The 26,561-nt window shown below is 63.4% G+C and carries 23 protein-coding genes and 1 riboswitch; of the genes, 9 read left to right on the top strand and 14 right to left on the bottom strand.

What is annotated here, in order from left to right:
* Positions 1–18: 18 nt before the first annotated feature.
* The 5 genes from GRI58_RS01095 (at position 19) to GRI58_RS01075 (ending at position 5,644) form a co-directional block, all read left to right on the top strand.
* Positions 19–1,071: a DNA-directed RNA polymerase subunit alpha gene (locus GRI58_RS01095; protein ID WP_160751705.1), complete on the top strand. Its 1,053-nt coding sequence runs from the start codon at positions 19–21 to the stop codon at positions 1,069–1,071.
* Positions 1,072–1,159: 88 nt separating this feature from the next.
* Positions 1,160–1,585 (top strand): 50S ribosomal protein L17, encoded by a 426-nt coding sequence (gene rplQ / locus GRI58_RS01090; RefSeq protein WP_160751704.1) that lies wholly within the window; start codon positions 1,160–1,162, stop codon positions 1,583–1,585.
* A 164-nt stretch (positions 1,586–1,749) separates the two neighbouring features.
* Positions 1,750–3,933, top strand: coding sequence for a prolyl oligopeptidase family serine peptidase (locus GRI58_RS01085; RefSeq protein WP_237451999.1), 2,184 nt, complete (start codon positions 1,750–1,752; stop codon positions 3,931–3,933).
* Positions 3,934–4,061: 128 nt separating this feature from the next.
* Entirely contained in the window at positions 4,062–4,622 is a 561-nt protein-coding gene (locus tag GRI58_RS01080) for a hypothetical protein (RefSeq protein ID WP_160751703.1), read from the top strand.
* Positions 4,623–4,744: 122 nt separating this feature from the next.
* Entirely contained in the window at positions 4,745–5,644 is a 900-nt protein-coding gene (locus GRI58_RS01075) for a hypothetical protein (RefSeq protein ID WP_160751702.1), read from the top strand.
* A gap of 9 nt (positions 5,645–5,653) precedes the next feature.
* Here the strand turns inward: GRI58_RS01075 and GRI58_RS01070 are convergent, their stop codons facing one another.
* From GRI58_RS01070 to GRI58_RS01020, 11 genes are all read right to left on the bottom strand, one after another.
* Positions 5,654–6,271 carry a trimeric intracellular cation channel family protein gene (locus tag GRI58_RS01070; protein WP_160751701.1) on the bottom strand — a complete coding sequence of 206 codons (618 nt, stop codon included), beginning with the start codon at positions 6,269–6,271 and terminating at the stop codon, positions 5,654–5,656.
* A gap of 7 nt (positions 6,272–6,278) precedes the next feature.
* Entirely contained in the window at positions 6,279–6,983 is a 705-nt protein-coding gene (locus GRI58_RS01065) for a PepSY domain-containing protein (RefSeq protein WP_160751700.1), read from the bottom strand.
* Complete coding sequence (locus tag GRI58_RS01060) at positions 6,973–8,307, bottom strand: amidase family protein (protein WP_160751699.1); 1,335 nt, start codon at positions 8,305–8,307, stop codon at positions 6,973–6,975. The genes GRI58_RS01065 and GRI58_RS01060 overlap by 11 nt, the downstream gene beginning before the upstream one ends.
* A gap of 46 nt (positions 8,308–8,353) precedes the next feature.
* Positions 8,354–9,193, bottom strand: a complete 840-nt coding sequence (locus GRI58_RS01055; RefSeq protein ID WP_160751698.1) for a hypothetical protein — start codon at positions 9,191–9,193, stop codon at positions 8,354–8,356.
* 19 nt (positions 9,194–9,212) lie between these two features.
* Positions 9,213–10,193, bottom strand: a complete 981-nt coding sequence (locus tag GRI58_RS01050) for a Rossmann-fold NAD(P)-binding domain-containing protein (protein WP_202386723.1) — start codon at positions 10,191–10,193, stop codon at positions 9,213–9,215.
* Between the two features lie 4 nt (positions 10,194–10,197).
* Positions 10,198–11,595 (bottom strand): dihydrolipoyl dehydrogenase, encoded by a 1,398-nt coding sequence (gene lpdA / locus GRI58_RS01045; protein WP_160751697.1) that lies wholly within the window; start codon positions 11,593–11,595, stop codon positions 10,198–10,200.
* A 10-nt stretch (positions 11,596–11,605) separates the two neighbouring features.
* On the bottom strand, positions 11,606–12,847 hold the full coding sequence (gene odhB / locus GRI58_RS01040) for a 2-oxoglutarate dehydrogenase complex dihydrolipoyllysine-residue succinyltransferase (protein ID WP_160751696.1): 1,242 nt from the start codon (positions 12,845–12,847) through the stop codon (positions 11,606–11,608).
* 32 nt (positions 12,848–12,879) lie between these two features.
* Positions 12,880–15,711: a 2-oxoglutarate dehydrogenase E1 component gene (locus GRI58_RS01035; RefSeq protein ID WP_160751695.1), complete on the bottom strand. Its 2,832-nt coding sequence runs from the start codon at positions 15,709–15,711 to the stop codon at positions 12,880–12,882.
* Positions 15,712–15,808: 97 nt separating this feature from the next.
* Positions 15,809–16,699, bottom strand: coding sequence for a succinate--CoA ligase subunit alpha (gene sucD, locus GRI58_RS01030; protein WP_160751694.1), 891 nt, complete (start codon positions 16,697–16,699; stop codon positions 15,809–15,811).
* A gap of 96 nt (positions 16,700–16,795) precedes the next feature.
* A complete protein-coding gene (gene mdh, locus GRI58_RS01025; RefSeq protein WP_160751693.1) occupies positions 16,796–17,758 on the bottom strand; it encodes a malate dehydrogenase in 963 nt (320 codons plus the stop codon).
* A gap of 199 nt (positions 17,759–17,957) precedes the next feature.
* On the bottom strand, positions 17,958–18,266 hold the full coding sequence (locus GRI58_RS01020) for a hypothetical protein (protein ID WP_237451998.1): 309 nt from the start codon (positions 18,264–18,266) through the stop codon (positions 17,958–17,960).
* A 129-nt stretch (positions 18,267–18,395) separates the two neighbouring features.
* Positions 18,396–18,605: riboswitch (cobalamin riboswitch) on the top strand.
* A gap of 59 nt (positions 18,606–18,664) precedes the next feature.
* On the opposite strand from GRI58_RS01020, the gene GRI58_RS01015 reads away from it, so the two are divergent.
* Genes GRI58_RS01015 through GRI58_RS01000 form a run of 4 tightly spaced genes read left to right on the top strand, consistent with a single transcriptional unit; the run spans position 18,665 to position 23,167 of the window.
* Complete coding sequence (locus GRI58_RS01015; RefSeq protein ID WP_160751692.1) at positions 18,665–20,683, top strand: TonB-dependent receptor plug domain-containing protein; 2,019 nt, start codon at positions 18,665–18,667, stop codon at positions 20,681–20,683.
* Positions 20,680–21,492 carry an ABC transporter substrate-binding protein gene (locus GRI58_RS01010; RefSeq protein WP_337190857.1) on the top strand — a complete coding sequence of 271 codons (813 nt, stop codon included), beginning with the start codon at positions 20,680–20,682 and terminating at the stop codon, positions 21,490–21,492. The genes GRI58_RS01015 and GRI58_RS01010 overlap by 4 nt, the downstream gene beginning before the upstream one ends.
* Positions 21,489–22,442 carry a FecCD family ABC transporter permease gene (locus tag GRI58_RS01005; protein WP_160751691.1) on the top strand — a complete coding sequence of 318 codons (954 nt, stop codon included), beginning with the start codon at positions 21,489–21,491 and terminating at the stop codon, positions 22,440–22,442. The genes GRI58_RS01010 and GRI58_RS01005 overlap by 4 nt, the downstream gene beginning before the upstream one ends.
* Positions 22,439–23,167, top strand: coding sequence for an ABC transporter ATP-binding protein (locus GRI58_RS01000; RefSeq protein ID WP_160751967.1), 729 nt, complete (start codon positions 22,439–22,441; stop codon positions 23,165–23,167). Before GRI58_RS01005 ends, GRI58_RS01000 begins: the two co-directional genes overlap by 4 nt.
* Before the next feature lie 12 nt (positions 23,168–23,179).
* Here the strand turns inward: GRI58_RS01000 and GRI58_RS00995 are convergent, their stop codons facing one another.
* The 3 genes from GRI58_RS00995 to GRI58_RS00985 form a co-directional block, all read right to left on the bottom strand.
* Positions 23,180–25,393: a M3 family metallopeptidase gene (locus GRI58_RS00995; RefSeq protein ID WP_160751690.1), complete on the bottom strand. Its 2,214-nt coding sequence runs from the start codon at positions 25,391–25,393 to the stop codon at positions 23,180–23,182.
* Positions 25,394–25,562: 169 nt separating this feature from the next.
* Positions 25,563–26,105, bottom strand: coding sequence for an RNA 2',3'-cyclic phosphodiesterase (gene thpR / locus GRI58_RS00990; RefSeq protein WP_160751689.1), 543 nt, complete (start codon positions 26,103–26,105; stop codon positions 25,563–25,565).
* A 54-nt stretch (positions 26,106–26,159) separates the two neighbouring features.
* Complete coding sequence (locus GRI58_RS00985) at positions 26,160–26,438, bottom strand: hypothetical protein (RefSeq protein WP_160751688.1); 279 nt, start codon at positions 26,436–26,438, stop codon at positions 26,160–26,162.
* Positions 26,439–26,561 lie beyond the last annotated feature (123 nt).

Below are 26,561 nucleotides of genomic sequence, written 5' to 3'. Positions count from 1 at the left end.
GATCCCAAGGGGAAATCCATGTCCGTCAACACCAAGAACTGGCAGGAACTCAAGAAACCCAACACGCTCGACATCAAGGACCAGACCAAGGGCCGCAAGACGACCTTCGTCGCGGAACCGCTCGAGCGCGGCTTCGGTCTTACACTCGGCAACGCGCTGCGCCGCGTGCTGCTCTCCAGCCTCCAGGGCGCCGCGATTACCTCGATCAAGATCGAGAACGTGCTGCATGAATTCTCCTCGCTCGCCGGCGTGCGCGAGGATGTCACCGACATCGTCCTGAACGTGAAGCAGATCGCGCTCAAGATGGAAGGCGAAGGCCTCAAGCGACTGCAGCTTTCGGCCACCGGCCCGGGTGCCGTGAAGGCCGGCGACATCGCCGTTTCGGGCGACATCGAGGTGATGAACAAGGATCTCGTGATCTGCCATCTCGACGAAGGCGCGACGCTCAACATGGAGCTGACCGCGAATGTGGGCAAGGGCTATGTCCCCGCCGTGATGAACCGTCCGGTCGATGCGCCGATCGGCCTGATCCCGGTCGACAGCCTGTATTCGCCGGTTCGCCAGGTGAGCTACAAGGTCGAGAACGCCCGCGTCGGGCAGGAACTCGACTACGACAAGCTCAGCCTGACGGTCGAAACTGATGGCACTGTCAGCCCCGAGGACGCAGTGGCCTATGCCGCGCGCATCCTGCAGGACCAGCTGACGCTGTTCGTCCACTTCGAGGAAGGCATTCCGCAGCCGCAGAGCGCGATGATCGGCCAGGCCGCCGAGCCGCAGGAAAGCGATACCAACCAGCTCAACCGTTACCTGCTCAAGAAGGTCGACGAGCTGGAGCTGTCGGTGCGCAGCGCCAACTGCCTCAAGAACGACAACATCATCTACATCGGCGACCTGGTCCAGAAGACCGAGGCCGAGATGCTCCGCACGCCGAACTTCGGCCGCAAGAGCCTTAACGAGATCAAGGAAGTGCTCTCGTCGATGGGTCTGCGCCTCGGCATGGACATCCCCGGCTGGCCGCCTGAGAACATCGAGGAAATGGCCAAGAAGCTCGAACAGGAGCTGCTGGGTTAATCCACGCAACAGGGTGATGGGCGGCGACCCCAACTGCCGCCCGGACCGGGCTACCTGATACGGGCCCCTTACGAACGGAGAATATGAAATGCGTCACGGAATCAAAGGCCGCAAGCTGCAGCGCAAGACCGGGCACCGCAATGCGATGTTCCGCAACATGGCCGCCGCGCTGATCAAGCACGAGCAGATCATGACCACGCTGCCCAAGGCCAAGGAAATGCGGCCCTATATCGAAAAGCTGATCACGCTGGCGAAGCGTGGCGGGCTTTCGAACCGTCGCCTTGCGATGAGCCGCCTCCAGGACGAAACCCAGCTCAAGAAGCTGTTCGACGTTCTGGCCGAGCGTTATGCCGACCGTGAAGGCGGTTACACCCGCGTCATCAAGGCCGGCTATCGCGGCAGCGACGCGGCGCAGATGGCGGTTATCGAATTCGTCGACCGCGACGTCGATGCCAAGGGCCAGGATTCGGGCCCGGTGATGAGCGACGACGAGGACGAACTCGAAGCCGCCTGATCGCCAACGCGACAAGCAGACAAGCGGGGCCGGGAGGGAAACCTTCCGGCCCTTTTGCTATCGCGGTGCAAACAAGTGCGGGGAGGGCGCAACAGGCGGTTTGACTGGGCACCGCGCGTCGGTATGACTTGCTCCAACAACCAGTGGAGAGGGTCGAGATTCACATGAAAACGCTACTTGCCGCCGCCAGCCTGCTCGCGCTCGCCGCTCCCATGCAGGCCAGCGCGCAGACATCTGCCAACCCCGCTGCCACCACACAGGAACATGCCCAACACGTGACCTACCCCGAAACCCGCCGCGACGATGTTGTCGATACCGAATTCGGCCAGAAAGTGCCCGATCCCTATCGCTGGCTCGAACAATCGGTGCGTACCGACAAGGACGTGGAAAGCTGGGTCGAGGCGCAGAATGCGGTGACCAACGCCTATCTCGACAAGCTGCCGGGCCGCGCCTGGTTCAAGAGCGAGATTGGCAAGCTGATGGATTACCAGCGCTTCGGCATCCCGCGCAAACGGGGCAACCGCTATTTCTACACCTACAATCCGGGGCTCGCGAACCAGGCGCAATTGTTCGTGCGCGACGGGATCGACGGCAAGGGCCGGATGCTGCTGGACCCGAACACATGGGCCAAGGATGGGGCGACCGCGCTCGCGGGTTATACTCCGTCCAAGCAGGGCAAGTTCGTCGCCTATGAGATCCAGGACGGTGGCACCGACTGGCACAGCGTGCGTGTGCTCGATGTTGCCACGGGCAAGAAGCTGACCGACGATCTCAAATGGATCAAATATGGCGGGGGGATCGAATGGCTGGGCGATGAAGGCTTCTTCTATTCGCGCTTCCCCGAGGTGCCGCAGGGTGAGGATTATCACTCGCTGGCCTACAATCAGGCGGTCTATTTTCACAAGCTGGGCACCCCGCAGAGCGAGGACGTAAAAGTCTATGCCACCCCGGACCACAAGGACTGGGGCCATTACATGACCGTCTCGAGCGATGAGCACTGGGGGTTCATCTTCTCCTCGGTCGGCACCGACGCGCGCTATCAGGTGCATGTGATCGATCTGACCAAGGGTTCGCCCGCCAAGGGTTGGCAGGCAAAGCCGCTGGTCGACGGGTTCGACAACAGCTGGTCGCTCGTCGATACGGTGGGCAACACCGCTTGGTTCGTGACCAACAAGGATGCGCCGCGCTACCAGGTGGTCAAGCTCGACCTTGCCTCTGCAACGCCGGAATGGACCACCGTGGTCGCGCAGACCGACCAGCCGATCGAAGGGGCTTCGATCGTCGGCGACCGGATGATCCTGACCTATCTCAAGGATGCGACCACGCGGGCTGCGGTCTATACGCTGGCGGGCAAGGAGCTGAAGGACATCGACCTCGGCACGCTGGGCACGGCGGGCGGCTTCGGCGGCAAGCCGGGCGATCCGGAGACGTTCTATTCCTTCACCAGCTTTACCGAGCCCGGCACGATCTATCGCCTCAATGTCGATACCGGCGCGCAGAGCGTCTTCGCCAAGCCCAAGCTGACTTTCGATCCGGCACAATTCGAGACCAAGCAGGTCTTCTATTCGAGCCGCGACGGGACCAAGGTGCCGATGTTCATTGTGCGCAAGAAGGGTCAGACCGGCCCCGCGCCGACGCTGCTATATGCCTATGGCGGGTTCGACATTTCGCTCACTCCCGGCTTTTCCGCCACGCGCATGGCGTGGCTGGAGGCGGGCGGCACCTATGCGCTCGCCAATATCCGCGGCGGGGGCGAATACGGCAAGGCGTGGCACGATGGCGGACGTCTCGCCAACAAGCAGAACGTGTTCGACGATTTCGCCGCGGCGGGCGAGTATCTCAAGGGCGAGGGCTATACCACGCCGCATGGACTGGCGATCCAGGGCGGCTCCAACGGCGGGCTGCTGATCGGGGCCAGCCTCAACCAGCATCCCTATCTGTTCGATGCGGCCAATGCGGCGGTCGGCGTGATGGACATGCTGCGCTTCGACAAGTTCACCGCCGGACGCTATTGGGTCGATGATTACGGCTATCCCGAAAAGGAAGCCGACTGGAAGGTGCTGCGCGCCTATTCGCCCTATCACAATCTTGAGGCCGGGGTGGATTACCCGCCGGTGATCGTAACCACTGCCGATACCGACGATCGCGTGGTGCCGGGTCACAGCTTCAAATACACCGCAAGGCTCCAGCACCTCGATCCGAACGGCGCGCCGCATCTCATCAGGATAGAAACTCGTGCGGGCCACGGCAGCGGCAAGCCAACCGACAAGATCATTCAGGAAGGAGCGGATATACTCGGCTTCCTCGCCTACAACACCGGGCTGGAGGTTCCTCCACCCAAACCGTGATATTCATAAAAGTAGCAATTTAGCTGAACAATGGCTGTCAGGACAATTCAGCGCGTCCTCAGTGCGACTCGGGTAGAAAAGAACTCAAGCCGGGGTAATCCCACCCCGGGCAACTGAGGACGAAGCCCATGAATACCATTACCAAAGCTCTCGCCGGAACCATCGCGGCTGGTGCGATGGCTATGACTGCTGCGGCACCTGCCTCGGCACGAGATTACTACCACCGCGATCGCGACGGCATCAGCGCCGGCGAAGTGATTGCCGGTGTCGCAATCCTTGGCGGGATCGCCGCGATTGCCGCTTCGGCAGGCAACAACCGCGACCGCTACGACGCGCGCTATTATCGCGATGGCCGCTATGGCTATTACAACGGAAACCCGCGGGATGCAGTGGCGCAATGCGTCAACGCCGTGAGGATCAACGCCCAGCGTTATGGCTATCGCTATGCCAATGTCACCCAGATCCGCGACGTCGACGATACGCGTGGCGGCTGGAAGGTGAAGGGCCGGATCGAGGTCGGTGGCAACAACGGTTATTATGGCCGCCAGGGCTATTATGACCGCGGTTACTACGGCAACGGCTACGACAATCGCGGCTATTACAACCGCGCCGATACGGGCAGCTTCACCTGCTACACCGATCGCGGTCGGGTTGCGAATATCGACTATCACGGCATCCGCGGTCTTTGATGGCCTCTCACTGATACAGTGACCACCACGGGCGGTTCAGGCTTTATTTAGCCTGGACCGCCTATTTCCGTGCCGTTGCGAGTCCGTTTGGTGGGGCGGACGGAATTGGGGACTTGTGACTTATGATCCAGTTTAACCGCTTTTATGCCGCGCCTGCCGTTCTGGCCGCGCTTTCGCTGACCGCAATGCCTGCCACTGCCGCCGAGATTCCGGTGACGAGCAGCCGCAGTGTGATGGCGTCGGAGCACGCCTGGCAACCGGTCGTCGAGACCGCTCAGAATCATCGCAGGTGGAGAGGCCACCGCCATTGGCGCCATCGTGGCGGGACCGACGTGGGCGGATTGCTCGCCGGTGCGCTGCTGATCGGGGGGATCGCTGCCGTCGCCAGCGCGGCCACGCGCGATTCGCGTCGTGCGGAGTATCGTGCCCCGCCGCCACCGCCGCCCTATTACGCTGCGCCCTATGCGGCTCCATACGCAGCGCCATATACCGCGCCCAATACCAACCAGCGTGCCGATTATGCCGGTGCGGCTGCGCGCGTCTGCATTAACGCGATCGAGCATGGCGCCCGCGTCGATGGCGGTCTGACGGTCGATCCGCGTGACTTTGGCTTCACCGTGCGCGGCCGGTTGATCGACGGGCCGTCCTTTGCGTGCGATGTCGCGCGCGACGGGCGGATCGAGCGGGTCGCCTATGATGGTGCTGCGGACCGGCAAGGGTATGTCGCGCCTCCTGCGCAGGATCAGGGCATGAGCGAGGCGCAGCGCGCATATCGCGACAGCCGTCTCAACGGAACGGAGCACGAGGCCGCACCTGCCTATCCTGATGTCGGCACCGGCGACGCTGCGTCGGGGCAGGGTGTCGATACAAGGCCCGAGTATCCGGGCGACCTGCCACAGGATCAGGCGCAGGACGAGGCTGCTACCACCGATAGTGCCACAAGGCAGGGCGACGGTTCCGACGATGGCGATCTCGATCCCGGTCGGATGCAAGCCTCACCTTCGTCGATCACGACTATCTGAGCCAGTCGGTCAGCCGCTGAAGGCGGGGAGCGACCAGCGCCAGCGGATCGCCGCCGCACGCAGGAAAAACCCTGCTGAGGTAGCACCGATCCACACTATTTCGCGTGGCAGGCCGATTACCTCCCCCAGAACGCCAAGCGTGGCGGAAAGCGCGGCGGCCGTGACGTAGAGTTCGGGCCGCATGATGATCGACGGGCGACCGGCAACCACGTCACGGAAGATGCCGCCGGCACAGCCGGTGATGACACCCATCAGGATTGCCGGGATTGGCGGTACGCCATAGCTCATCGCCTTGGACGCGCCGAGCACGGCATAAGCGGTGAGACCCAGTCCGTCGGCAAAGTCGATCAGCCGCGCTTGCCACCATTTCATCGGCGTGAACCATGCTGCAAAGGCGACGCCGAGGCAGATGGCGGCAACCCAAGGGTCGTGGATCCAGAACACGGGTGCACCGATCAGCATGTCGCGCAAGGTGCCGCCGCCGACGCCGGTCAGCAGCGCGAAGAACGCCATGGTGACGATCGTCTGCCGCTCGCGCGCAGCAACCAGCGCGCCCGACAGTGCGAACACCGCCACACCGGCCAGATCGAGCCAGTCGAGTACGGGAGTAAGAACTTCGGAATTCATTGGTCAGCTACGGTATTTTGGGGTGTGCCTTGCGACGGCGGAACAGGAGTACACAACCAATCCCTGCAAAGACAATGGCCAGTCCGGCAAAGGCGATGATGATCGGGTTATGCGCGTCTTCACGGGTCTGGAGGTCCATGATATGCAGCCCCCAGAAGAAATCATACACCCGCCACCAGCGCGTGCGAACCGCTTCGATCCGCCCGCTGTCCTGCCCGACATAGACATGTGTTCCGTCATGCAGCACCACCTGCCACACATCGACCGGCTTGCGAAAGTCCAGTGGCACGTCGGCAGCGTCGAACCCCTTGACTGAGGCGATACGATCACCGCCCTTGATCTGCCGCGCAACGAGTTGCCGTGCCTCGACATTGGTGAACGGCCCCAATTTGCGGCCCTGCTCATCGAAACGCACCACGCTACCGTCGGCGTGGGTGAGACGGGTAATGACGCGTCCGCTCTCCATCGAAGTCGACACGGCGGTGACCGGCTTCTCACCCGCTTCGGGCAGCTTGATGGCGATGTTGGCACCGGCGGGCAGGGCCGCTTCGGGCGCCTCCAGTCTGAGATCGGTCCCGCGCACCTCCTCGATCGGTTTGGCGACCATCACCAGACCGGACACCGTCCACAGCAGCAGGGGTATGCCGGCCAGCCAGCCGAGCCAGATATGCCAGCGCACGAAATTCCCCATCAGACGCCCGTCACTCGCCATGGAGCATGCCGTTGATGGTCGCAGCGGCTGCGATACAATTATAGTCGGCCCACTTTGGCCCGATCACCTGCATCCCGCTGGGTAGCCCATCGGCAGAGCCAACCGGGACGACGGTGGAAGGCAGGTTGGGAAAGGTCGCGAGGCCAGCCCAGGCAAGGCTATCACCGAAAGCATGGTCCGCGCCATTGATGGTGATGCGGCGCTCTGCAATCGGCGTCGGATCATGTGCGAAGGCGACAAATGGCAATGGCGGAGCGAGGATGAAATCGAATTCCTCGAACAGTGCTGCGAAAGCGTATTCGGCGCGCGCCTGCCGGTCGAGCAGCTGGTAATAATCCCACAGCGACAACTCCTTGCCACCGGGTGCCGGGCGTCCGCGCGCCATAGCCACATTGAGCAGCTTGATATAATCTGCGTGCATCGCCGCAAGATCCGGAAGCAGGTCGCTGGTGTGCGCGACCGTAGCTCCGGCTTTCGTCAATTCGGTAGCGGCTGCCTCGATCGGCGCGCGCACGCCATCATCGACTTCGCTGGCCGGGTGATCGAGCAGCACGAGAAAGCGCAATTCGGTAGGTGGCTTGGGCTTGCGCTTGATTGGCAGTTCGGCGGTGACTTCGAGCAGAAGGGCCAAATCCTGCGGGTCGCGCGCCAGAGGACCGACGACCGAAAGCGGGCCATCGTGCATATCGCGGCCGGCGGCCATGGGGTGCGTGTGCCCCCTGCGGCTGACGAGGCCGAATGTGGTCTTGTGGCCAAATATGCCGTTGAAATGCGCAGGGTTGCGGATCGAGGAGCCGATGTCGCTGCCGTATTCGCACGGCACCATGCCGCTGGCGACCGCTGCCGCGCTGCCGCCCGAAGATCCGCCCGCAACCCGATCGTGATTGTGCGGGTTGTTGGTCTGGCCATAGAGCGGGTTCGTGCTCTGCAGGTCGGCAAGGTCCGGCGGGACGTTCGTCTTGCCCAGGATAATCGCGCCCGCATCCTTCAGGCGCTGCACGACCACGCTGTCATGCCGGGCGATATTGTCCTTGAACCGCTCATGCCCGAAAGTGGTGGGTAGCCCGGCAACGTCGAAGCTTTCCTTGACCGTCATTGGCACGCCAAACAGCGGCCTCTCGGGATCGGGATCATCGCCCAGCGCCTTTGCTGCATCGCGCGCCCGGTCGAAATCGCGCACGACAACGGCGTTGATTGGTCCGTCGAGCGACTCGATCCGCTCAATCGCGGCATCGACCGCCTCGAGTGGCGACAATTGCCTCGCGGAAATTTGCGCAGCCAGCGCAATCGCGCCCGGCTCCTCAGTCAATTTGGGATAAGCCACGCGCCACTCTCCTTTGCTGCTGCTTTAAGCAGCCAATCGGGAGCGATCAAACGCGAATTGCTGTGCGTGGTGCCGTTCCCGCCAGCAGGCCTAGCGCAAGTCCATAGCCAAGGATCGGGGCGGCGCCGTAACCTATCAGAACGCTGGGATAATTCGAGAATACAGCCGCAACTGCGAAGCCGAAAAACGATCCGGCAAGCGCGCGGCGGCCTTGCTCGGCTGCTGGTAGCGCATAGAGGATGATCAGGAAGCACGCCAGCTGGGCGGCGAACAGCCCCAGCGCGGCGAACGGGCTTTCCATGACAAGCGACGTCAAAACGTGCTCGACGAAGGGTTGTGCGGGCAATTCCCCATGCACCGCCATCACGAGGCTGGTGACGAAGGCGACAATGGCGAAGACCACCAGCTTCCAGTCCTGCGTGCCGACACAAAGACCGACCGCCGCCAGCATCAGCGCCGCCCCGGTTGCCATGTCCGGCTGGAGCGAGACCGCGAACAGGGCAACTGCGAGGATAAAGGGGGCGTCTCTCTCCTCCATGGACGCAAGCACCACCAGCGACGGAACGACCAGTGCGCCCACATGCAGGGCAAACGGACCGAGCGGCAGCCATCGCGCGACGTGATTGATCTGTGGACCGGTGAAAAGCGGCACGAACAGCAGCGCAAGCAGGACAGCGAAAACAATGCGTCGCGCGTTTCCAGCAGGTGGCGCAGGTGTCAGCGCAATGGCTAACCCCCCGATGACCAAAGCCCCTGCATTGACCGCCAGATATGTCGATGGCGCGTTGAAATGCCAGAGATAAGCGAGGCCGGAAAGAACCGGCACGGCAAGTGCTGCCGAGGCGTAGATGGTCACGAGTTTGCGTTGTGCGATCGGATTTCCCATGCTGACACAACATACCGTGTCACAGGGTTTGGAAAAGAGCATCCTCGGCGGCATAGTCGAACATATCCCACGGATAGCGGGCCAGCTGGGGAAAGGTCGCTTGCCAAGCGTATCGATCGGTCTCGAATAGCCAATCAACTGCCGGAGCTATGCTTTCGGCGTATGTTTGCGCTTCGATTTTGCCTGCGGTGACTGCCTTGTCGCCAGCAATGACAAAGGGACGGGTCACCGACCATGGTGTTCGTCCGACAGCGCCTTGCAAGTGCTCAAGTTCGACGAGTTCAACTGTCGCGCCGCAACGAGCGGCGAGCGTTCGACCGATTTCGCCAACATCCGGTGCGTCGCGATCGGCAAGATTGAATATTCCGCTCAGATCTCGGTCGGCAGCGCTGGCGGCAAATCGACCGATCAGATCGACCGATGTGGTCTGGAACCGGCTGGCGCGGGGATGCACCAGCGGGATGCGATGGCGATCATCCATGAAACGCTTGACGAACCACCATTCGCGCGGGTGGCGCGACCAAGGGCCGTGGATCGCGCAGGGGCGCAGGATGGTCGCACGCTCGCCGAAATTCTCCTTGGCGGCTTGCTCCATCGCGATCTTGCGGGTGGAGTAGGTCGCAGGCCCGGCAGCGACGGTGGGATCGGTTTCGAGTCTGGGCGCAGCAAATTCGGGAAAGCCGTTCCCGGCGGCTTCATCGAGCGTGCGTCCCTTCTCGTCGCAGTAAACGCTGGCCGAGGAAACGGTAATCAACCGGCCAACGCGGTCTGGGTCGTAGCGTGCGATGTCCTCGGCATCGAAAGCGATCGTGTCGACAATTACATCGGCGACGGGCACTGGATCGCTGCCGAGTCGATAGGAATGGAAATACGCCTGATCTACCGTCCAAACAGGCTGACTACGGGCGTGAACGAACACCTGCCACCCAGCATCGACGAATGCGCGTGCAGCAGCAATCCCGATCTGCCCGGCACCGACTATAGCGACGGTGCCGGGCATCGGATCAGATGTGGATCGGCTTGCCGGTCACTGCCATCGCTGCTTCCTTGATCGCTTCCGAATGCGTCGGGTGGGCGTGGCAGGTGTAGGCGATGTCTTCGCTGGTGGCGCCGAATTCCATTGCCAGTGCGGCTTCGGCGATCATCGTGCCTGCGGGGACCGCGATGATCCACGTGCCCAGCACGCGGTCGGTCTTGGCGTCGGAGATGATCTTCACGAAGCCGTCGGGCTCGTGATTGGTCTTGGCGCGGCTGTTGGCCATCATCGGGAACTTGCCGACCTTGATCTCGCCCTTTTCCTTCGCTTGTTCCTCGGTCAGGCCGACACCGGCGATTTCTGGCCAGGTGTAGACGACGCTGGGGATGACATCGTGGTTCACGATGCCGGTCTGCCCGGCGATGTTCTCTGCCACGGCAATGCCTTCATCCTCGGCCTTGTGGGCCAGCATCGGGCCGGGGATCACGTCGCCAATGGCCCAGACGCCATCCACCTTGGTGCGGAAGTCGTGATCGGTTTCGATCTGGCCGCGCTGGTTGGTTTCGAGGCCAATGGCGTCGAGGCCGAGCTTGTCGGTGTTGGGCCTGCGACCGATGGACACCAGCACGCAATCGGCCTCCAGCGTTTCGGCATCGCCACCCGCCGCCGGTTCCAGCGTCAGTGTGGCCTTCTTGCCCTTGACGGTGCAGCCGGTGACCTTGGTCGACAGCTTGAATTCGATCCCCTGCTTCTTGAAGATCTTGTTCGCTTCCTTGCGAATGTCGCCGTCCATGCCGGGCAGGATCTGGTCGAGGAATTCGACGCAGGTGACTTCGGCGCCCAGACGCCGCCAGACCGAGCCAAGCTCCAGCCCGATCACGCCGCCGCCGATGACGACCATCTTCTTTGGCACTGCGGGTAGTTCCAGAGCGCCGGTGGAATCGACCACGATGTGCTTGGAATTGTCGACTTCGACACCGGGGAGCGGCGTCACCGAAGACCCGGTGGCGATCACGATGTTCTTCGCGGTGACCGTCTCGTCACCCACCTTGACGGTGTGCGCATCGACGAAGCTCGCATGGCCGTTCTTCCAGTCGACCTTGTTCTTCTTGAACAGGAACGCGACGCCCTTGGTCAAGCCTTCGACAGCGTCCTTGCGCTGGGCGTGCATGGCGTCGAGATTGAGCTTGGGCGTGACTTCGACACCCATCTTGCTCATCGTGCCATTGGCCGCCGCGTCGAAATATTCGCTGGCGTGCAGCATCGCCTTGGACGGGATGCAGCCGACGTTGAGGCAGGTGCCGCCGAGTGTCTCCCGGCTTTCCGCACAGGCGGTCTTCAGCCCCAGCTGCGCCGCGCGGATCGCGGCAACATACCCGCCGGGTCCGGCACCGATGACAAGGACGTCGTAATCGTAATCAGCCATGTGTCTTTCCTCAAAGGTCGATCAGCATCCGCGCGGGATCTTCGATCGCTTCCTTGATAATCTTCAATGCGGTCACGGCCTCGCGGCCATCGATCAGGCGGTGGTCGTAGGACAGCGCGATATACATCATCGGACGGATGACGATCTCACCATCCACCACCACCGGGCGATCCTCGATCCGGTGGAGGCCCAGAACCGCGCTCTGCGGCGGGTTGATGATCGGGGTCGACATCAGCGATCCGAACACACCACCGTTGGAGATGGTGAAGGTGCCGCCCTTCATGTCGTCCATCGTCAGCGTGCCGTCCTTGGCGCGCGCGCCGAAATCGGCGATGTCCTTTTCGATCTGGGCAAAGCCCTTCTGGTCGACGTCGCGGACGACCGGCACGACGAGGCCGTTGGGCGCGCTGACCGCGACCGAGATATCGACATAGTCGTGGTAGACGATCTCATCGCCTTCGATATAGGCGTTGACGCTGGGCACGTCCCGCAGCGCAAGACAGGCGGCCTTGGAGAAGAAGCCCATGAAGCCGAGGCGGATGTCGTGCTTCTTGGCGAACAGATCCTTGTAGCGGTTGCGCGTTTCGATCACCGCCGACATGTCGACATCGTTGAACGTCGTCAGCAGCGCGGCATTTTCCTGCGCGCCCTTCAGCCGCTTGGCGATGGTCTGGCGCATCCGGGTCATCTTGACCCGTTCCTCGCGCCGTTCGCCGGTCGCAGCCGGTGCGGGGGAGGCAGAGGCAGCAGGCGCCGCTTGCGCCGCACCGCCGCTTTTCTTTGCTTCAGCGGCTGCGAGCACGTCTTCCTTGGTCAACCGGCCATCCTTGCCAGTGCCCTTGATCTGCGTGGGATCGACGCCGGCTTCGAGCACTGCACGGCGCACGGCCGGCGACATGGCGATCGATTCGTCGCCGGAAGCCGCCTTCGCCTGTGCTGGCGCGGGGGCAGGCGAGGGCGCGGGTGCGTCCTTGCTCTCGACCTTGGGCGCGGCGGGCTTGGCCGCTCCGGCGCTGCCTTCCTCGACGGTGGCGATAACCGTGCCGACTTCGACGGTGTCGCCGACGCCGACCTTGAGTTCGCCCATCACGCCCGCGATCGGGCTGGGCACCTCGACGGCGACCTTGTCGGTCTCGAGACTGGCGATGGGTTCATCGCGCTGGACCGGGTCGCCGGGCTGCTTGAGCCATTCGCCGACAGTAGCTTCGGTGACCGATTCACCGAGCGTTGGTACCTTGATCTCCTGGGCCATCTTACCTCGTTGCCTTATCTAGGCGATTGAATTTACTTGCTGTCGCCGCGTGCGGCAGCTCCGCCATCGGCAAGGCCGAGAGCGATGCTGACCAGCGATTCCTGCTGTACCTGGTGACGTTTGGCGAGACCGGTGGCCGGGCTCGCGGACACTTCGCGTCCGGCATAGCAGGGCCGCATACCGGACTTGCCTGCCTTTTCGGCCGCTTCCTCGATCAGGCGATCGACGAAGAACCATGCACCGTTGTTCTTCGGCTCTTCCTGACACCACACGATCGATTCCAGATTGGTCATCCGTTCGATCCGCAGCGCCAGTGGATCGCCGGGGAAGGGATAAAGCTGTTCGATCCGCACGATCGACACATCGTCCAATCCCGCCTCGTCACGCTTCTGGATCAGGTCATAGGCGACCTTGCCGCTGCACAGCACCAGCCGCTTGACCTTCTCGTCGGCAATCTCGGTCGTGTCGCTGACGATCCGGCGGAAGTGGCTCTCGCCGGTGAACTCGCTCGCCGCGCTCTTCGCCATCGGATGGCGCAGCAGGCTCTTGGGCGTCATGATCACCAGCGGCTTGCGGAACGGGCGCAGCATCTGGCGGCGCAGCACGTGGAAGTAGTTCGACGGCACGGTGATGTTGCACACGCACATATTGTCGTTCGCGCTGAGCTGAAGGAAGCGTTCGAGGCGTGCGGAGGAATGCTCCGGCCCCTGTCCCTCGTAGCCATGCGGCAACAGCATCACGAGGCCGTTGGCGCGCAGCCATTTGGCCTCGCCCGCGGCAACGAACTGGTCGATCATGATCTGCGCGCCATTGGCGAAATCGCCGAACTGCGCTTCCCACAGCACCAGAGTCTTGGGATCGGCCATGGCGAACCCGTATTCGAAGCCCAGCACGCCATATTCGGATAGCGGGCTGTCATAGACCTCGAACTTGCCGTGGGGCAGGGTGGCCAGCGGGATGTATTTGTGCTCGTCCTTCTGGTCGATCCACACCGCGTGGCGCTGGCTGAAAGTGCCGCGACCAGAATCCTGGCCCGACAATCGCACGCCGAAGCCTTCGGTGACGAGGCTGCCGAAAGCCAGCGCTTCGGCGGTTGCCCAGTCGAAACCTTCGCCGCTTTCGAACATCTCGGCCTTGGCCTTGAGGATGCGGCCCAGCGTCTTGTGGACGTTCACGTCATCCGGGACGGTGGTGAGCGTGCGCCCGAGGCTGCCCATCAGCTTGTCGCCCAGCGCGCTTTCGACATTGCGGCGCGCATTTTCCGGATCGGCCGGCTTGTTGAGGCCCGACCAGCGCCCGCCGAACCAGTCGGCTGCGTTGGGCTTGTAGCTGGTCGCCGCCTCGAATTCCTTTTCGAGGTGGTCGGTGAATTCCGCGGTCAGCCCGTCGGCATAGCCGGATTCGATCACGCCTTCCTTCTCGAGGCGTTCGGTATAGATCACGCTGACCTTGGGATGCCGTTTGATCCGGTCGTACATCAACGGCTGGGTAAAGCTGGGCTCGTCACCCTCGTTGTGGCCGAAGCGGCGATAGCACCACATGTCGATCACGATATCGCGACCGAACACCTGTCGGTATTCCACCGCCAGCTTGCAGGCGAAGGTGACGGCTTCAGGATCGTCGCCGTTGACGTGCAGGATCGGCGCCTGAACGCCCTTGGCGACATCGCTGGGATAGGGCGATGAACGCGCAAATTGCGGGCTGGTGGTGAAACCGATCTGGTTGTTGATCACGAAGTGGATGCAACCGCCGGTGTTGTACCCGCGGATGCCTGAAAAGCCGAGGCATTCCCACACGATGCCTTGCCCGGCGAAGGCGGCATCGCCGTGGATCAATACGGGCAGGACCTGTTCGTGCTTCTTCAGATCGTCACGGATCGCCTGCTGCGCGCGGGCCTTGCCCAGCACCACCGGGTTCACCGCTTCGAGGTGGCTGGGGTTGGGCACCAGGCTCATATGGACGTTGATATCGTCGAAGCTGCGGTCGGTGCTGGTGCCGAGGTGATATTTCACATCGCCCGAACCGCCGACATCGTCGGGGTTGGCGCTGCCGCCCTGAAATTCGTGGAAGATGACCTTGTAAGGCTTGGCCATCACATTGGCGAGCACGTTCAGGCGGCCACGGTGGGCCATGCCATAGATGATCTCGCGCACGCCCATCTGGCCGCCGTATTTGATCACCGCTTCGAGTGCGGGGATCATCGATTCGCCCCCGTCGAGGCCGAACCGCTTGGTCCCGACGTATTTCTTGCCGAGGAAATTCTCGTATTGTTCGCCGCGGATCACCGCCGCCAGAATGGCGCGCTTGCCCTCGTCGGTGAACTGGATCGTCTCGCCCGGGCTTTCGAACTTCTCCTGGAGGAAGCGGCGTTCCTCCGTGTCGGAGATGTGCATGTATTCGAGGCCGACATTGCCGCAATAGGTGTCTTTGAGTGCCTGATACAGCGTGCCGATGGCGACCCAGTCGTAACCGAAAGCGCCGCCGACGAAGACTTCGCGATCTTCCTTGCCCGCAAAGCCGTGCCATTCGAGCGTCAGCTCTTCGGGCACGTCGCGATGGCTGAGGCCCAGCGGATCGAGATCGGCGGCCAGATGCCCGCGCACGCGGAACAGCCGGATCAGCAGCATCGCCTGGATCGAATCCTCGGCCGCGCGCTCGATCGCCTTGGGATCGGTGGGTTTGCCCGCCTTGTCCGCCGCCTTGGCGACCGCAATCTTCATTGCGATCGGGTCGAGGCTCTGGGTAAGATCGTCCTCCGCCGCAACGCCCGACAGCGGCCAGCCCTTGCGGGCCCAGCTCGGGCCGGGTTGCGGACCTTCCTGATCGGTCAGCTCGGGGATGAAGTCTTGCGGTTCTTTACCCATGACGGGGTTTCCTTAACGCCGACCGGATTGTCGGCTCACTATGCCAATGCCTCACAAACGCGGACGGTCCCACCAGCGGGACCATCCGCAATTCTGCTTAGGCCAGCTCTTTCAGCAGCGCGTCGAGCGTGGTGCCGAGTTCGCTGGGCGAGGGGCTGACGCGAATGCCAGCGCTTTCCATCGCAGCGATCTTGTCTTCCGCGCCGCCCTGACCGCCGGAGACGATCGCACCGGCGTGGCCCATGCGGCGGCCCGGAGGCGCCGTGCGGCCCGCGATGAAGCCGACCATCGGTTTCTTGCGGCCCTTCTTCGCCTGATGCTTGATGAATTCTGCGGCTTCTTCCTCGGCGCTGCCGCCGATTTCGCCGATCATGATCATCGACTTGGTCTCGTCATCGTCGAGGAACAGGTCGAGCACGTCGATAAAATTGGTGCCATTGACCGGATCGCCGCCGATGCCGACCGCGGTGGTCTGGCCCAGGCCGACCATTGTCGTCTGGTGCACGGCTTCATAGGTCAGCGTTCCCGAGCGAGAGACGACGCCAACCGAACCCTTCTTGAAGATTGAGCCGGGCATGATGCCGATCTTGCATTCGCCGGGGGTCAGTACGCCGGGGCAGTTGGGCCCGATAAGGCGGCTCTTACTGCCGTCGAGCGCACGCTTCACCCTCACCATGTCGAGGACCGGAATGCCCTCGGTGATGCAAACGATCAGTTCGACCTCGGCGTCGATCGCTTCGAGGATAGAATCCGCTGCGAACGGCGGCGGGACATAGATGCACGATGCGGTCGCGCCGGTTGCCTGTTTGGCTTCCTTGACCGTGTTGAAAACGGGCAGGCCGATATGCTCGGTGCCGCCCTTACCGGGGGTCACACCCGCAACCATCTGCGTCCCGTAATCGAGCGCCTGCTGCGTGTGGAAAGTGCCGGTGTCGCCGGTCATCCCTTGCGTGATGACCTTGGTGTTCTTGTCTACGAGGATGCTCATGTCTCTGGTCCTTTGTGAGTCCCTGCGAAGGCAGGGACCTCTCTCGGTCTGGCGCTGGGCCGATGGAGGCCCCAGCCTGCGCTGGGGCTCGGGAAATTATTTCAGGCTTTCATCCAGCCCCTTGCAGGCGACCAGCAGTTCCTCGACCGCGTCGGTCGAAACCTTGAGGTTGCTCTTTTCTTCGTCCGACAGGTCGATCTCGACCACGTCCTCGATGCCGTCCGCACCGATCACCGCCGGCACGCCGACATAGAGGCCGTCGACGCCATACTTGCCTTCGACATAGGCGGCGCAGGGGATGACGCGCTTCTGGTCGCCCAGATAGGCTTCTGCCATGCTGATCGCGCTGGTCGCGGGGGCATAGAAGGCGGAGCCGGTCTTGAGCAGGCCGACGATCTCACCGCCGCCGCCGCGCGTGCGCTTCACGATCTCGTCGATGCGATCCTCGGACACGCCCTTGATCTGGGCGAAATCCTTGACCGGAATGCCGTTGATCGTGGTGTAGCTGGTGACGGGGACCATGGTGTCGCCGTGGCCGCCGAGCACGAATGCGTTCACGTCCTTGACGCTGACGTCGAATTCCCATGCGAGGAAGGTTGCGAAGCGCGCGCTGTCGAGCACGCCTGCCATGCCGACCACTTTGTTGTGCGGCAGGCCGGAAAATTCGCGCAGTGCCCAAACCATCGCGTCCAATGGGTTGGTGATGCAGATCACGAATGCGTCGGGGCAGTTGTTCTTGATGCCTTCGCCGACCGACTTCATCACTTTCAGGTTGATGCCGAGCAGATCGTCACGGCTCATGCCGGGCTTGCGCGGCACGCCGGCGGTGACGATCACCACGTCTGCCCCGGCGATGTCGGCATAATCATTGGTGCCGGTGATCCTGGCGTCGAAGCCTTCGACCGGGCCGCACTGGCTGAGATCGAGTGCCTTGCCCTGGGGCATGCCTTCGGCGATGTCGAAAAGGACGATGTCGCCCATTTCCTTCTTCGCTGCGAGGTGGGCGAGGGTGCCGCCGATCATTCCGGCGCCGATGAGGGCGATTTTTTTGCGGGCCATGGCTACTGCTCTGTTGTCCTTTGCGTCCTGCGGGACATGAAGGCCTGGCCGAGAATAATGCGCCCAACGTCCCGCGACAGAGGCTGCATCCGGCAACTTGCCGGGGGACGTAGGCCTGCACCGCGGGGATTGCAACCGCCAAAAACCATGGGGCGGCAACTATCTTTGCGAATAGTTTGCAGTAGCAATAATGCGCCCGTCAGCAGGCTTCCTGCGGCGCGAGGTCGTTTGCCAGCCGATCGTCGAGCACCCGGCAGATCGAGACCCAATGGCGGAAACCCGCTGGATCGCCGCTCGCGCGCGCGTCGAGTGCGGCACGCCGTGCTTCGCTTGCGGCGCGCATCCCGTGGATTGCAAAATGCGCCAGCGCCTCGCGCACCGCGCGGGAGGACAGCGGATCATGCTGGCCGGGATTGTCGTTCGCTGCGGCCTGTGGTCCGTTCCATGACAGCACCCGCGCAACGTGAGAATGGCGAAGCTGGGGGGCGGCGGCGAAGCGAATGGTCATGTGTCGGCGAACCTTTTTGTTATGGCGCTCTGCGGCGTTAGCGGCCCTATGGCGACCGACCGACTAAGGGTAAGTTCGTGGTCACGGTTATCGATCCGTAAATCTTGCCAGCCGGATCAGCCGCGCCTAAGGGCCGCGCACGTCATGGGTTGATCCATCCTTCGCAAGAGGGCCGGATCCTAAGAGGGAAGGGAGTGCGAAGCTCCCGCTGCCCCCGCAACTGTGACCGGGGAGGGCCGCCTCCAATATGCCACTGATACCGCTTTCGGGCGCGTCGGGAAGGCGGGGGCGGGCCGATGATCCGGGAGCCAGGAGACCTGCCGATGACGGTCGTTCGGCCACGGGCGGGGTGCACCGATGGCAAACGGGTGAGCGCGTCTCTTTGCGCTCCCTCCGTCATGAGCGGCACAACCGTTCACGATGGAGGTTTTGTGTCCAAATATCTGTTTCTTTTCTCCGTTTCGCTGATTGCATCGGCGGCCCATGCGCAGGATGCGCAGCAACAGCGGCAGGATGCCGGTGACGCAGCGGTCGCCGAAATCCTTGCCCGGCAGGGGGAGCCTGCACCCGCCCCGGCTCCGACACCGACACCCGTTCCGGCGGCGCGGCATGATCGCGCTGCGACAGCAACCGACGATGCCCCGACGATCACCGTCACCGCCAATGGCCTGTCGACCTCGATCGAGAACACCGGTCAACCGGTCACGCTGATCGACCGGCAAGAGATCGACGCCGTGCAGGGCGCCGACATTGCCCGCGTGCTGGAGCGGGTTCCCTCGGTCAGTCTGACCCGCAACGGCCCGCTCGGCTCCTACACCGGGGTCAGCGTACGCGGAGCCGATGCCGATCAGCTGCTGGTGCTGATCGACGGGGTGCGCGTGGCCGATCCGTCCTCACCCGCGGGCGGCTTCGATTTCGGCACGCTGCTCGCCAGCAACATCAGCCGGATCGATTTCCTGCGCGGATCGAACAGCACCATCTGGGGCGCGGACGCGATGGGCGGGGTGGTCGACATCACCACGCGCGCGACGCCCGGCCTTGGCGCGAGCGTCGAATATGGCGCGCGCAACACGCTGACGACGCAGGCTTCGGCGGGGATCAAGGGCGATGGCTACAGCATTGGGCTGGGCGGTGCGGCGATCCGGTCCGACGGCTTTTCCGCCGCCGCCGACGGGACCGAGCCCGACGGGCTGAGGCAGTGGGGCGTGGGCGGCACGGCGCATGTCGACCTGACCCCGCAGATCGAAGCTTTCGCCAATGGCCGCTATTCGCACGCCCATCTCGACATCGACGGCTTCCCGCCGCCCAATTACGTGCTGGCCGATACCGACGAAACGCAGACGACTAAGCAATATTCGGGCGCGCTGGGTCTGGCTTATTACGGCATGGATCTGACCCTGCGCGGCGCATGGTCGTTTGCCGATACCGCGCGCGACAATTTCGATCCCGCGACCGGACCCGCGCCGACGTTCACCGGAGACGGGCATTCGGACATGGTCAGCCTGCGCGGCGAATATCGCCTGATCGGCGGGCTGACGCTGGCGTTCGGTGGCGAGCATGAACGCACCAGCTACCAGACGAGCTATGACGCCCATGCCGCCACCAGTATCACCGGCGGCTATCTGCAGGCGGGCTGGGTTCTCGGCAATCTGGCGGCCCATGCCGGGGCGCGGGTCGACGATCATGAACGCTTCGGCAGCAAGGTGAGCCTTGGCGGCGATATCAGCTATGGCCTCGGACACGGCTGGCGTTTGCGCACCAGCTATGGCGAGGGGTTCAAGCCACCGACGCTGTATCAACTCTATTCCGATTACGGCAACCAGCAGCTGCGGCCCGAGACCAGCACCAGCGTCGATTTCGGGATCGAGCATGGCACGCGCGGGGAAGGCACGCATTTCGCGCTGACCGCGTTCCGGCGCGATTCTTCGCAGCTGATTACCTTCGTCTCTTGCTTCGGCGTGACCGGCGGAATCTGCACCAACCGGCCCTTTGGCACCTATGACAACACCGACCGCGCGCGCGCGCATGGGATCGAGCTGGAGGCGGGCACGCAGCTTGCGCCGGGCCTGCGTCTGGCGGGATACTACACCCATCTGACCGCGCAGGATCGCGGCACCGGCCTCGATCTGGCGCGCAGGCCGCGCGACATGGCGACGGTCCATGCCGATTACACCGCACCGTTCGGGGTGACATTGGGCGGGCAGCTGCGGCTGGTCGGCCCAAGTTACGACAAGGCCGGTGAAGTTGACCGGCTGGCGGGCTACACGCTGGCCGACATCACCGCCTCTGTACCACTGACGCATGATATCGATCTGTTCGGGCGGGTCGAAAACATCTTCGACGAAAGCTACCAGACGGCGGCGGGGTATGGTTCGCCCGGACGCGGGGCGTTTATCGGGGTGAGGGGCCGGATGTGAAATCCGGCGTGCTCCTTGCGGCGCTGATGCTGGCGGGATGCGCGGCCAGCGCCACGCCTGCCGCCGCGCCGCGGGAGCACCCCACCATCGTCAGCCTCAATCCCTGCACCGATGCGATCGTCGCGGATGTGGCCGATCGCGCGCAGATCCTCGCCATCTCACATTATAGCCAGGACCCGCGCTCGACCTCGATGGACCTTGCCACCGCGCGCAGCCTCCATGCGACCGGCGGCAGCGCGGAGGAGGTGCTGGAGCTGCACCCCGACCTCGTGCTGGCGAGCAGCTTCACCGCACCGTCGACGCTCGCGGCTTATCGGCGGCTGGGGCTGAGGGTGGAGACGTTCGGTATCGCGAGCACCGTCGAGGAGAGCGAGGCGCAGGTCCGCCGCATCGCCGCGCTGACGGGGCATCCTGCACGGGGAAGCGCGCTGGCCCAGCGGATTGCGAAGGCAGCGAAGCTCGTTGGCGGCAAGCCGATCACCGCCGCGCTGTGGCAACCGGGCGGGATCGTGCCGGGTGCGGGAACGCTGATCAGCGACCTGCTCGGCCGTGCAGGTTTCACCAGCTATTCGGCGGAGCGCGGCATGGGGCAGGGGGCCTATCTCTCGCTCGAACAGGTGGTGGCGCATCCGCCGCAAGTGCTGCTGGTCGCTGGCAGCGCGCGTGGGCAGCATCACCCGGTGCTGCGCCAATTGAACCACACGACCATCGCGCCGTTTGCGCCGAACCTGCTCTATTGCGGCGGGCCGACGATCATTCGCGCGATGACCCGCCTGCGCGCCCTACGCAGCCAGGCCGCCGCATCATGACCCGCGCTTCTGCCATCTTTGCCGGACTGCTGGTGATCGCCTTCCCGCTGTCGCTGCTGGCGGGCCGCGTGTGGCTGGACCCGGCAACAACCCCCAACGCCGTGCTGATCCTCGCCGAACTGCGCCTGCCGAGGAGCGTGCTCGCGCTGATCGTGGGTGGCGGTCTGGGCGCGGCCGGGGCAGCGATGCAGGGCTATCTGCGCAATCCACTGGCCGATCCGGGGCTGTTCGGGATCGCGCCCGGTGCGGCGCTGGGCGCGGTGGTGGCGCTGTTCTTCGGTTTTGCGGCGAGTGCGTGGCTGCTGCCGATCTTCGCGCTGATCGGGGCGGGCGGGGCGATGGCGCTGCTGGCGCTGATCGCCGGGCGCACCGGCGGGATTGCGCTTTTCACGCTCGCCGGCTTGATGATCGCCAGCCTCACCGGCGCATTGATGGCGCTGGCGATCAGTCTCGCGCCCAATGCCTTCGCGATGGAAACCATCGTGATGTGGCTCAACGGCGCGCTGACGGACCGGAGCTGGAGCGATGTCGAGCTGGCCGCGCCGCTGGTGCTGGCGGGTATCGCGCTGTTGTGGCGTGCCGGGCGCGCGCTCGACGCGCTGACCCTGGGCGAAGCCGTGGCGCGTTCGCTGGGCGTTCAGCCGCGCCGACTGTTGTGGCTGCTGGTGGCGGGGATCGGGCTGACTGTCGGCGCGATCACCGCGGTTGCCGGGATCATCGGTTTCGTCGGACTGATCGTGCCGCATCTGGTGCGCCCGCTGACCGACCGCCGCCCCTCGCAATTGATCCTGCCAAGCGCACTTGCCGGGGCGCTGCTGGTGCTGGTGGCGGACAGCGCGATCCGGCTGATCCCGACCATGACCGAAATCCGCCTTGGCATCGCCCTCAGCCTGCTGGGTGCGCCCTTCTTCCTGTGGCTGCTGCTGCGGATGCGGCGGGGGCTGGCATGAGGCTGGCGGCGCAGGCCATCTCGGTCGCCAAGCGGCTGAGCGATGTGTCGCTCATGCTCGAACCCGGCACGATCACAGCGATCTGCGGGCCGAACGGAGCGGGCAAATCGACCCTTCTCGAAACGCTCGCTGGCTTGCTGGAACCCGATAGCGGCGCGGCGCTGCTCGATGGAGAGCCGCTTGCCGCCATGACGCCGCGTACGCGCGGGCAGAAGATCGGCTATCTCCCGCAAGCGCATGAGATTGCTTGGGACGTGCCGGTGCGCAGCCTCGTCGCGCTCGGGCGGATGCCGCATGGCGATAGCGATCCGGCGCCGGTTGCGGCCTCGCTTGCGGCGCTCGACCTCCAGAGCTTTGCCGAGCGCCGGGCGCAGTCGCTATCGGGTGGGGAGACCGCTCGCGTGCTGTTGGCGCGGGTGCTGGCGGGCGAACCTGCATGGATCCTCGCCGACGAGCCTCTCGCTGCACTCGATCTTGCGCACCAGCTCGCATTGCTCAGGCATTTGCGCAGCGCGGCGAAAGCGGGCGCGGGCGTGGTGCTGGTGCTGCACGATCTGGCGCTGGCGATGAACCATGCGGACCGGGTGGTGGTGCTCGACAAAGGCCGCGTGGCCGCCGACGGCGGATGCGAAAACGCGCTCGCCACCGAGGTGGTCGAGCGCGTCTGGGGCGTTACCGCCCGCTGGATCGGCGAACCGGGCCAGCGGGCATTGGTGACGTTCTAGCTACAACGTCGATTACTTCGACGGCGTTTTCATCAGCCCGCGATCCTCAAGCAGCGGCTTGGGGCTGGGCGCATGGCCGGTGAAGTTTTCGAACATTTTGTAGTAGTCTTGCGTCGAACCGCGGCTGAGCACGGTATCGCGGAAATGCTGGCCATTTTCGCGCGTCAGCCCGCCGTGGGCCAGGAACCAGTGACGGCTGTCATGGTCCAGCATCTGGGTCCACAGATAGCTGTAATAGCCCGCCGAATAGCCCACCGGACTTGAGAAGATGTGGTTGAAATAGGTCGAGCGGTAGCGCGGCGGCACCAGCCCGATTTCCAGCCCCGTCTGCTCCAGCGAGTTCTTCTCGTAAGCGTCAACCTTGGCCGGCGTGTCGATCGCCTTGGCCTGATCCGGCGAGAGCGAATGCCACTTCATGTCGAGCAAGGCGGCCTCGACCGTCTCGCCGAACTCATAGCCCTGGTTGAATTTGGACGATGCCTCGATCTTGTCGACCAGCGATTTGGGGATCGGTGCGCCGGTCTTGTAGTTCTTGGCATAATGTTCGAGCACCTTGGGGTAGCTCGCCCACATCTCGTTGACCTGGCTGGGGAATTCCACGAAATCGCGCGCCACATTGGTGCCCGAAAGGCTGGGGTATTTCTCGTTGCCGAAAAACCCGTGCAGCGCGTGGCCGAATTCGTGGAACATCGTTTCGGCCCAGTCGAAACTGATCAGCTGCGGCTCGCCCGCGGGCGCCTTGGGGATGTTGAGGACGTTGTAGATGACCGGCTTGTCGCCAAACAGATGGCTCTGTTCGACGAAATTGCTCATCCATGCCCCGCCGCTCTTGCTGGCGCGCTGGTATGGGTCGAAATAGAACAGGCCCAGCTCGCTACCGTCCTTGTCATAGACGGTGTAGACCCACACGTCCTTGTTGTAGACCGGGATATCGGTGCGGCGCTTGAAGGTCAGGCCGTAAAGCTGGTTGGCGGCGTAGAACACGCCATCTTCCAGCACGCGGTGAATTTCGAAATACTGCTTCACCTCGTCCGGATCGATGTCGAACTTGGCCTTCTTGAGCTGGTCGGAATATTTGAACCAGTCCCACGGCTTGACTGTGAAATCGCCGCCGTCCTGCTTGATCACCTTGTCGAGCTCGGCAGCTTCGCTGCGCTGCGTCGCGGCGAGGGGCGGCACCATCTGGTCCATGAAGGCGAGCGCGGTCTTGGGGTTCTTGGCCATGCGATCCCACATGACATAGGTCGCCCAGTCGGGATCGCCGAACAACGCAGCCTTTTCGGCGCGCAGTTGGACGATCTTGGAGATCAGATCGCGCGTATCGTACTGGTTGCCCTTGTCATCGCGGTAGTAGCTGGCATCGAACAGCTTCTTGCGCACATCACGGTTGTTGAGTTCCGCCAGGGCAGGCTGTTGCGTCGTGTTCTGCAAGGTGATCAGGTATTTGCCCGCCATGCCCTTTTCAGCGGCAGCCTTGGCGGCGGCCTGGATTTCGGCGTCCGACATGCCAGCGAGGTCGGCCTTGTTGTCAACCACCAGCGCACTGGCGACGGTGCCGTCGCGCACCATCTGGCCGAATTGGGTGGTGAGCTTGGACAGGTCGGAATTGATCGCAACAACCCGCTCGCGCTGGGCCGGGGTCAGCTTGGCCCCGGCATGGACCATCGCCTTGTAGGTGTGTTCGAGCAGCTTCATGTCCTCATTGTCGAGGCCCAGCTGCGCGCGCTGGTCATAAACCGCCGAAACGCGGGCGAAAAGCTTGGGATTGAGCATGATCGAGTCCGAATGCGCCGACAGTTTCGGCCCCATCTCTTCGTCGATCTTGTCGAGGCCCGGCGTGGTATCGGCGCTGGTCAGCGCGCTGAACACGGCGCTCACCCGGCCCAGCATCCGGCCCGATTTCTCGAGCGCGACGATGGTGTTGTCGAACGTCGGTGCGGCGGGATTGTCGGTGATCGCCTTCACTTCGGCGGTCTGGATCGCCATGCCCTGCTCGAAGCCTGGGACATAATCCGATTCCTTGATCTTGGTGAAATCGGGCGCGTGGAAGGGCAAATTGCTTTCCTGCGCGAACGGGCCGGTGCCCTGCGGAATCGCGTCATTCGAAGCGGTGGTGGGGGCGGGGGCGGCAGGTGCTTCGGCCATCGCGCTATCTCCAGAGGTCGTCATGCATCCGGCAAGGAGCGTGGCGGCGAGGGCAGTGGTGGCCAGAATGGGGGCCTTCATTCATCTCTCCATATCAACTGACGGGCAGCGGCGCGGTTTCCATGACGATGCAAGGACAGCCGCCGGGCCCGGGGAAGAAGTAACAGTTTTAACAATTCCGCTTGAACAGGGGATGAGCATGGATTGCAAGGGTGGACGTGGCCGTTCGTCGATCAGTGACGGTGCTTTATCAACTGGCGGAGAGGCGGTAGCGACATATGGTTTCGTACCTTGCGCCTGCGCTTTCCAGATGGCTTTCGACGAGATCGAAGTTATCGAGCGTCCAAGGCTCGCTGGTCAGCGCAGCGTGCGCGGCAATGAAGCCGGCGGGCGATGCACTGGCGGAATTGAGCCGGGCGAGGGTGATATGCGTCGCAAATCGGCGCGTTTCCGGTGCCAGCCCGGCCTTGCGACAGGCCCGCTCGATCCGGCCCTGTAGCACCGCGAGCGGCTGCGAGGCGGTCACGCCCGCCCACAGTGTATGGGGTTTGCGCTTCTTTTCGAAATGGCCAACGCTTTCGATCGCCAAAGGAAAAGGCGCGGCGCGCACCCGATCCAGTTCGGCGGCAAGACCCTCGGCCTGTCCTGCATCGATTTCGCCGATAAAGCGCAAGGTGAGGTGGAGTTGCGCATCGTCCTGCCAACGCGCCCCCGGCAGCGAATGCATGGTCGCGATCAAAGCTTCACGGATTGCCGGGGGTGGACGGTGGGCGACGAACAAGCGATGCGACATCACACGAACTTAACGTGTCGACCGGCTCGCGTCATCCGTACCGATTGCGTGAACTCAGGTGGACAGGATCTGCTTGGCTTGCCGGCGCTTGAGGAAGGAAGGGCGCACATTGAACGCCTTGCGCGCAGCCTCCCGTGCGCGGCGCAAATCTTCGCGGGCTCGTTCCTCACGCTTTGCGGCGCGTTCCTGCGCAGTGGCAGGCGCGCGCGCCGGGGTATCCAGCGGGGTGTAGAGATCGACGATCAACTGACGAATCTCGTCATCGACCGGACTGTCTCCGGTCGGTTTCTGATCGAGATAAGCGTCATCGAACACGGCGCGAAAATGCTCCATTGCCAGGCTTCATTCAGAGGGAAGCGGGTGGCCGGGAGGTTTGCCTCCACAGCCGCTGGACTTCCCCTTATTCATCCCAAACAATGCCGAAAACCGGAAAAAGGTCCGCGATTGATCGCAAAT

The sequence above is a fragment of the Qipengyuania algicida genome, from assembly GCF_009828025.1.
GTDB classification, from domain to species: Bacteria; Pseudomonadota; Alphaproteobacteria; order Sphingomonadales; family Sphingomonadaceae; genus Qipengyuania; species Qipengyuania algicida.
Note: the sequence above shows the minus strand (reverse complement) of the source record. Positions and strands in the feature narration are given on the sequence as shown.

What these genes read in the sequence shown, in the direction of transcription:
- GRI58_RS00995 (WP_160751690.1), bottom strand. Translation starts at nt 25,393, where the DNA reads ATGAAGGCCCCCATTCTGGCCACCACTGCCCTCGCCGCCACGCTCCTT.
- GRI58_RS01005 (WP_160751691.1), top strand. Translation starts at nt 21,489, where the DNA reads ATGACCCGCGCTTCTGCCATCTTTGCCGGACTGCTGGTGATCGCCTTC.
- GRI58_RS01075 (WP_160751702.1), top strand. Translation starts at nt 4,745, where the DNA reads ATGATCCAGTTTAACCGCTTTTATGCCGCGCCTGCCGTTCTGGCCGCG.
- GRI58_RS01070 (WP_160751701.1), bottom strand. Translation starts at nt 6,271, where the DNA reads ATGAATTCCGAAGTTCTTACTCCCGTACTCGACTGGCTCGATCTGGCC.
- GRI58_RS01000 (WP_160751967.1), top strand. Translation starts at nt 22,439, where the DNA reads ATGAGGCTGGCGGCGCAGGCCATCTCGGTCGCCAAGCGGCTGAGCGAT.
- GRI58_RS00985 (WP_160751688.1), bottom strand. Translation starts at nt 26,438, where the DNA reads ATGGAGCATTTTCGCGCCGTGTTCGATGACGCTTATCTCGATCAGAAA.
- GRI58_RS01035 (WP_160751695.1), bottom strand. Translation starts at nt 15,711, where the DNA reads ATGGGTAAAGAACCGCAAGACTTCATCCCCGAGCTGACCGATCAGGAA.
- mdh (WP_160751693.1), bottom strand. Translation starts at nt 17,758, where the DNA reads ATGGCCCGCAAAAAAATCGCCCTCATCGGCGCCGGAATGATCGGCGGC.
- lpdA (WP_160751697.1), bottom strand. Translation starts at nt 11,595, where the DNA reads ATGGCTGATTACGATTACGACGTCCTTGTCATCGGTGCCGGACCCGGC.
- GRI58_RS01055 (WP_160751698.1), bottom strand. Translation starts at nt 9,193, where the DNA reads ATGGGAAATCCGATCGCACAACGCAAACTCGTGACCATCTACGCCTCG.
- GRI58_RS01065 (WP_160751700.1), bottom strand. Translation starts at nt 6,983, where the DNA reads ATGGCGAGTGACGGGCGTCTGATGGGGAATTTCGTGCGCTGGCATATC.
- rplQ (WP_160751704.1), top strand. Translation starts at nt 1,160, where the DNA reads ATGCGTCACGGAATCAAAGGCCGCAAGCTGCAGCGCAAGACCGGGCAC.
- GRI58_RS01085 (WP_237451999.1), top strand. Translation starts at nt 1,750, where the DNA reads ATGAAAACGCTACTTGCCGCCGCCAGCCTGCTCGCGCTCGCCGCTCCC.
- sucD (WP_160751694.1), bottom strand. Translation starts at nt 16,699, where the DNA reads ATGAGCATCCTCGTAGACAAGAACACCAAGGTCATCACGCAAGGGATG.
- GRI58_RS01080 (WP_160751703.1), top strand. Translation starts at nt 4,062, where the DNA reads ATGAATACCATTACCAAAGCTCTCGCCGGAACCATCGCGGCTGGTGCG.
- GRI58_RS01020 (WP_237451998.1), bottom strand. Translation starts at nt 18,266, where the DNA reads ATGACCATTCGCTTCGCCGCCGCCCCCCAGCTTCGCCATTCTCACGTT.
- GRI58_RS01050 (WP_202386723.1), bottom strand. Translation starts at nt 10,193, where the DNA reads ATGCCCGGCACCGTCGCTATAGTCGGTGCCGGGCAGATCGGGATTGCT.
- GRI58_RS01015 (WP_160751692.1), top strand. Translation starts at nt 18,665, where the DNA reads ATGAGCGGCACAACCGTTCACGATGGAGGTTTTGTGTCCAAATATCTG.
- thpR (WP_160751689.1), bottom strand. Translation starts at nt 26,105, where the DNA reads ATGTCGCATCGCTTGTTCGTCGCCCACCGTCCACCCCCGGCAATCCGT.
- odhB (WP_160751696.1), bottom strand. Translation starts at nt 12,847, where the DNA reads ATGGCCCAGGAGATCAAGGTACCAACGCTCGGTGAATCGGTCACCGAA.
- GRI58_RS01095 (WP_160751705.1), top strand. Translation starts at nt 19, where the DNA reads ATGTCCGTCAACACCAAGAACTGGCAGGAACTCAAGAAACCCAACACG.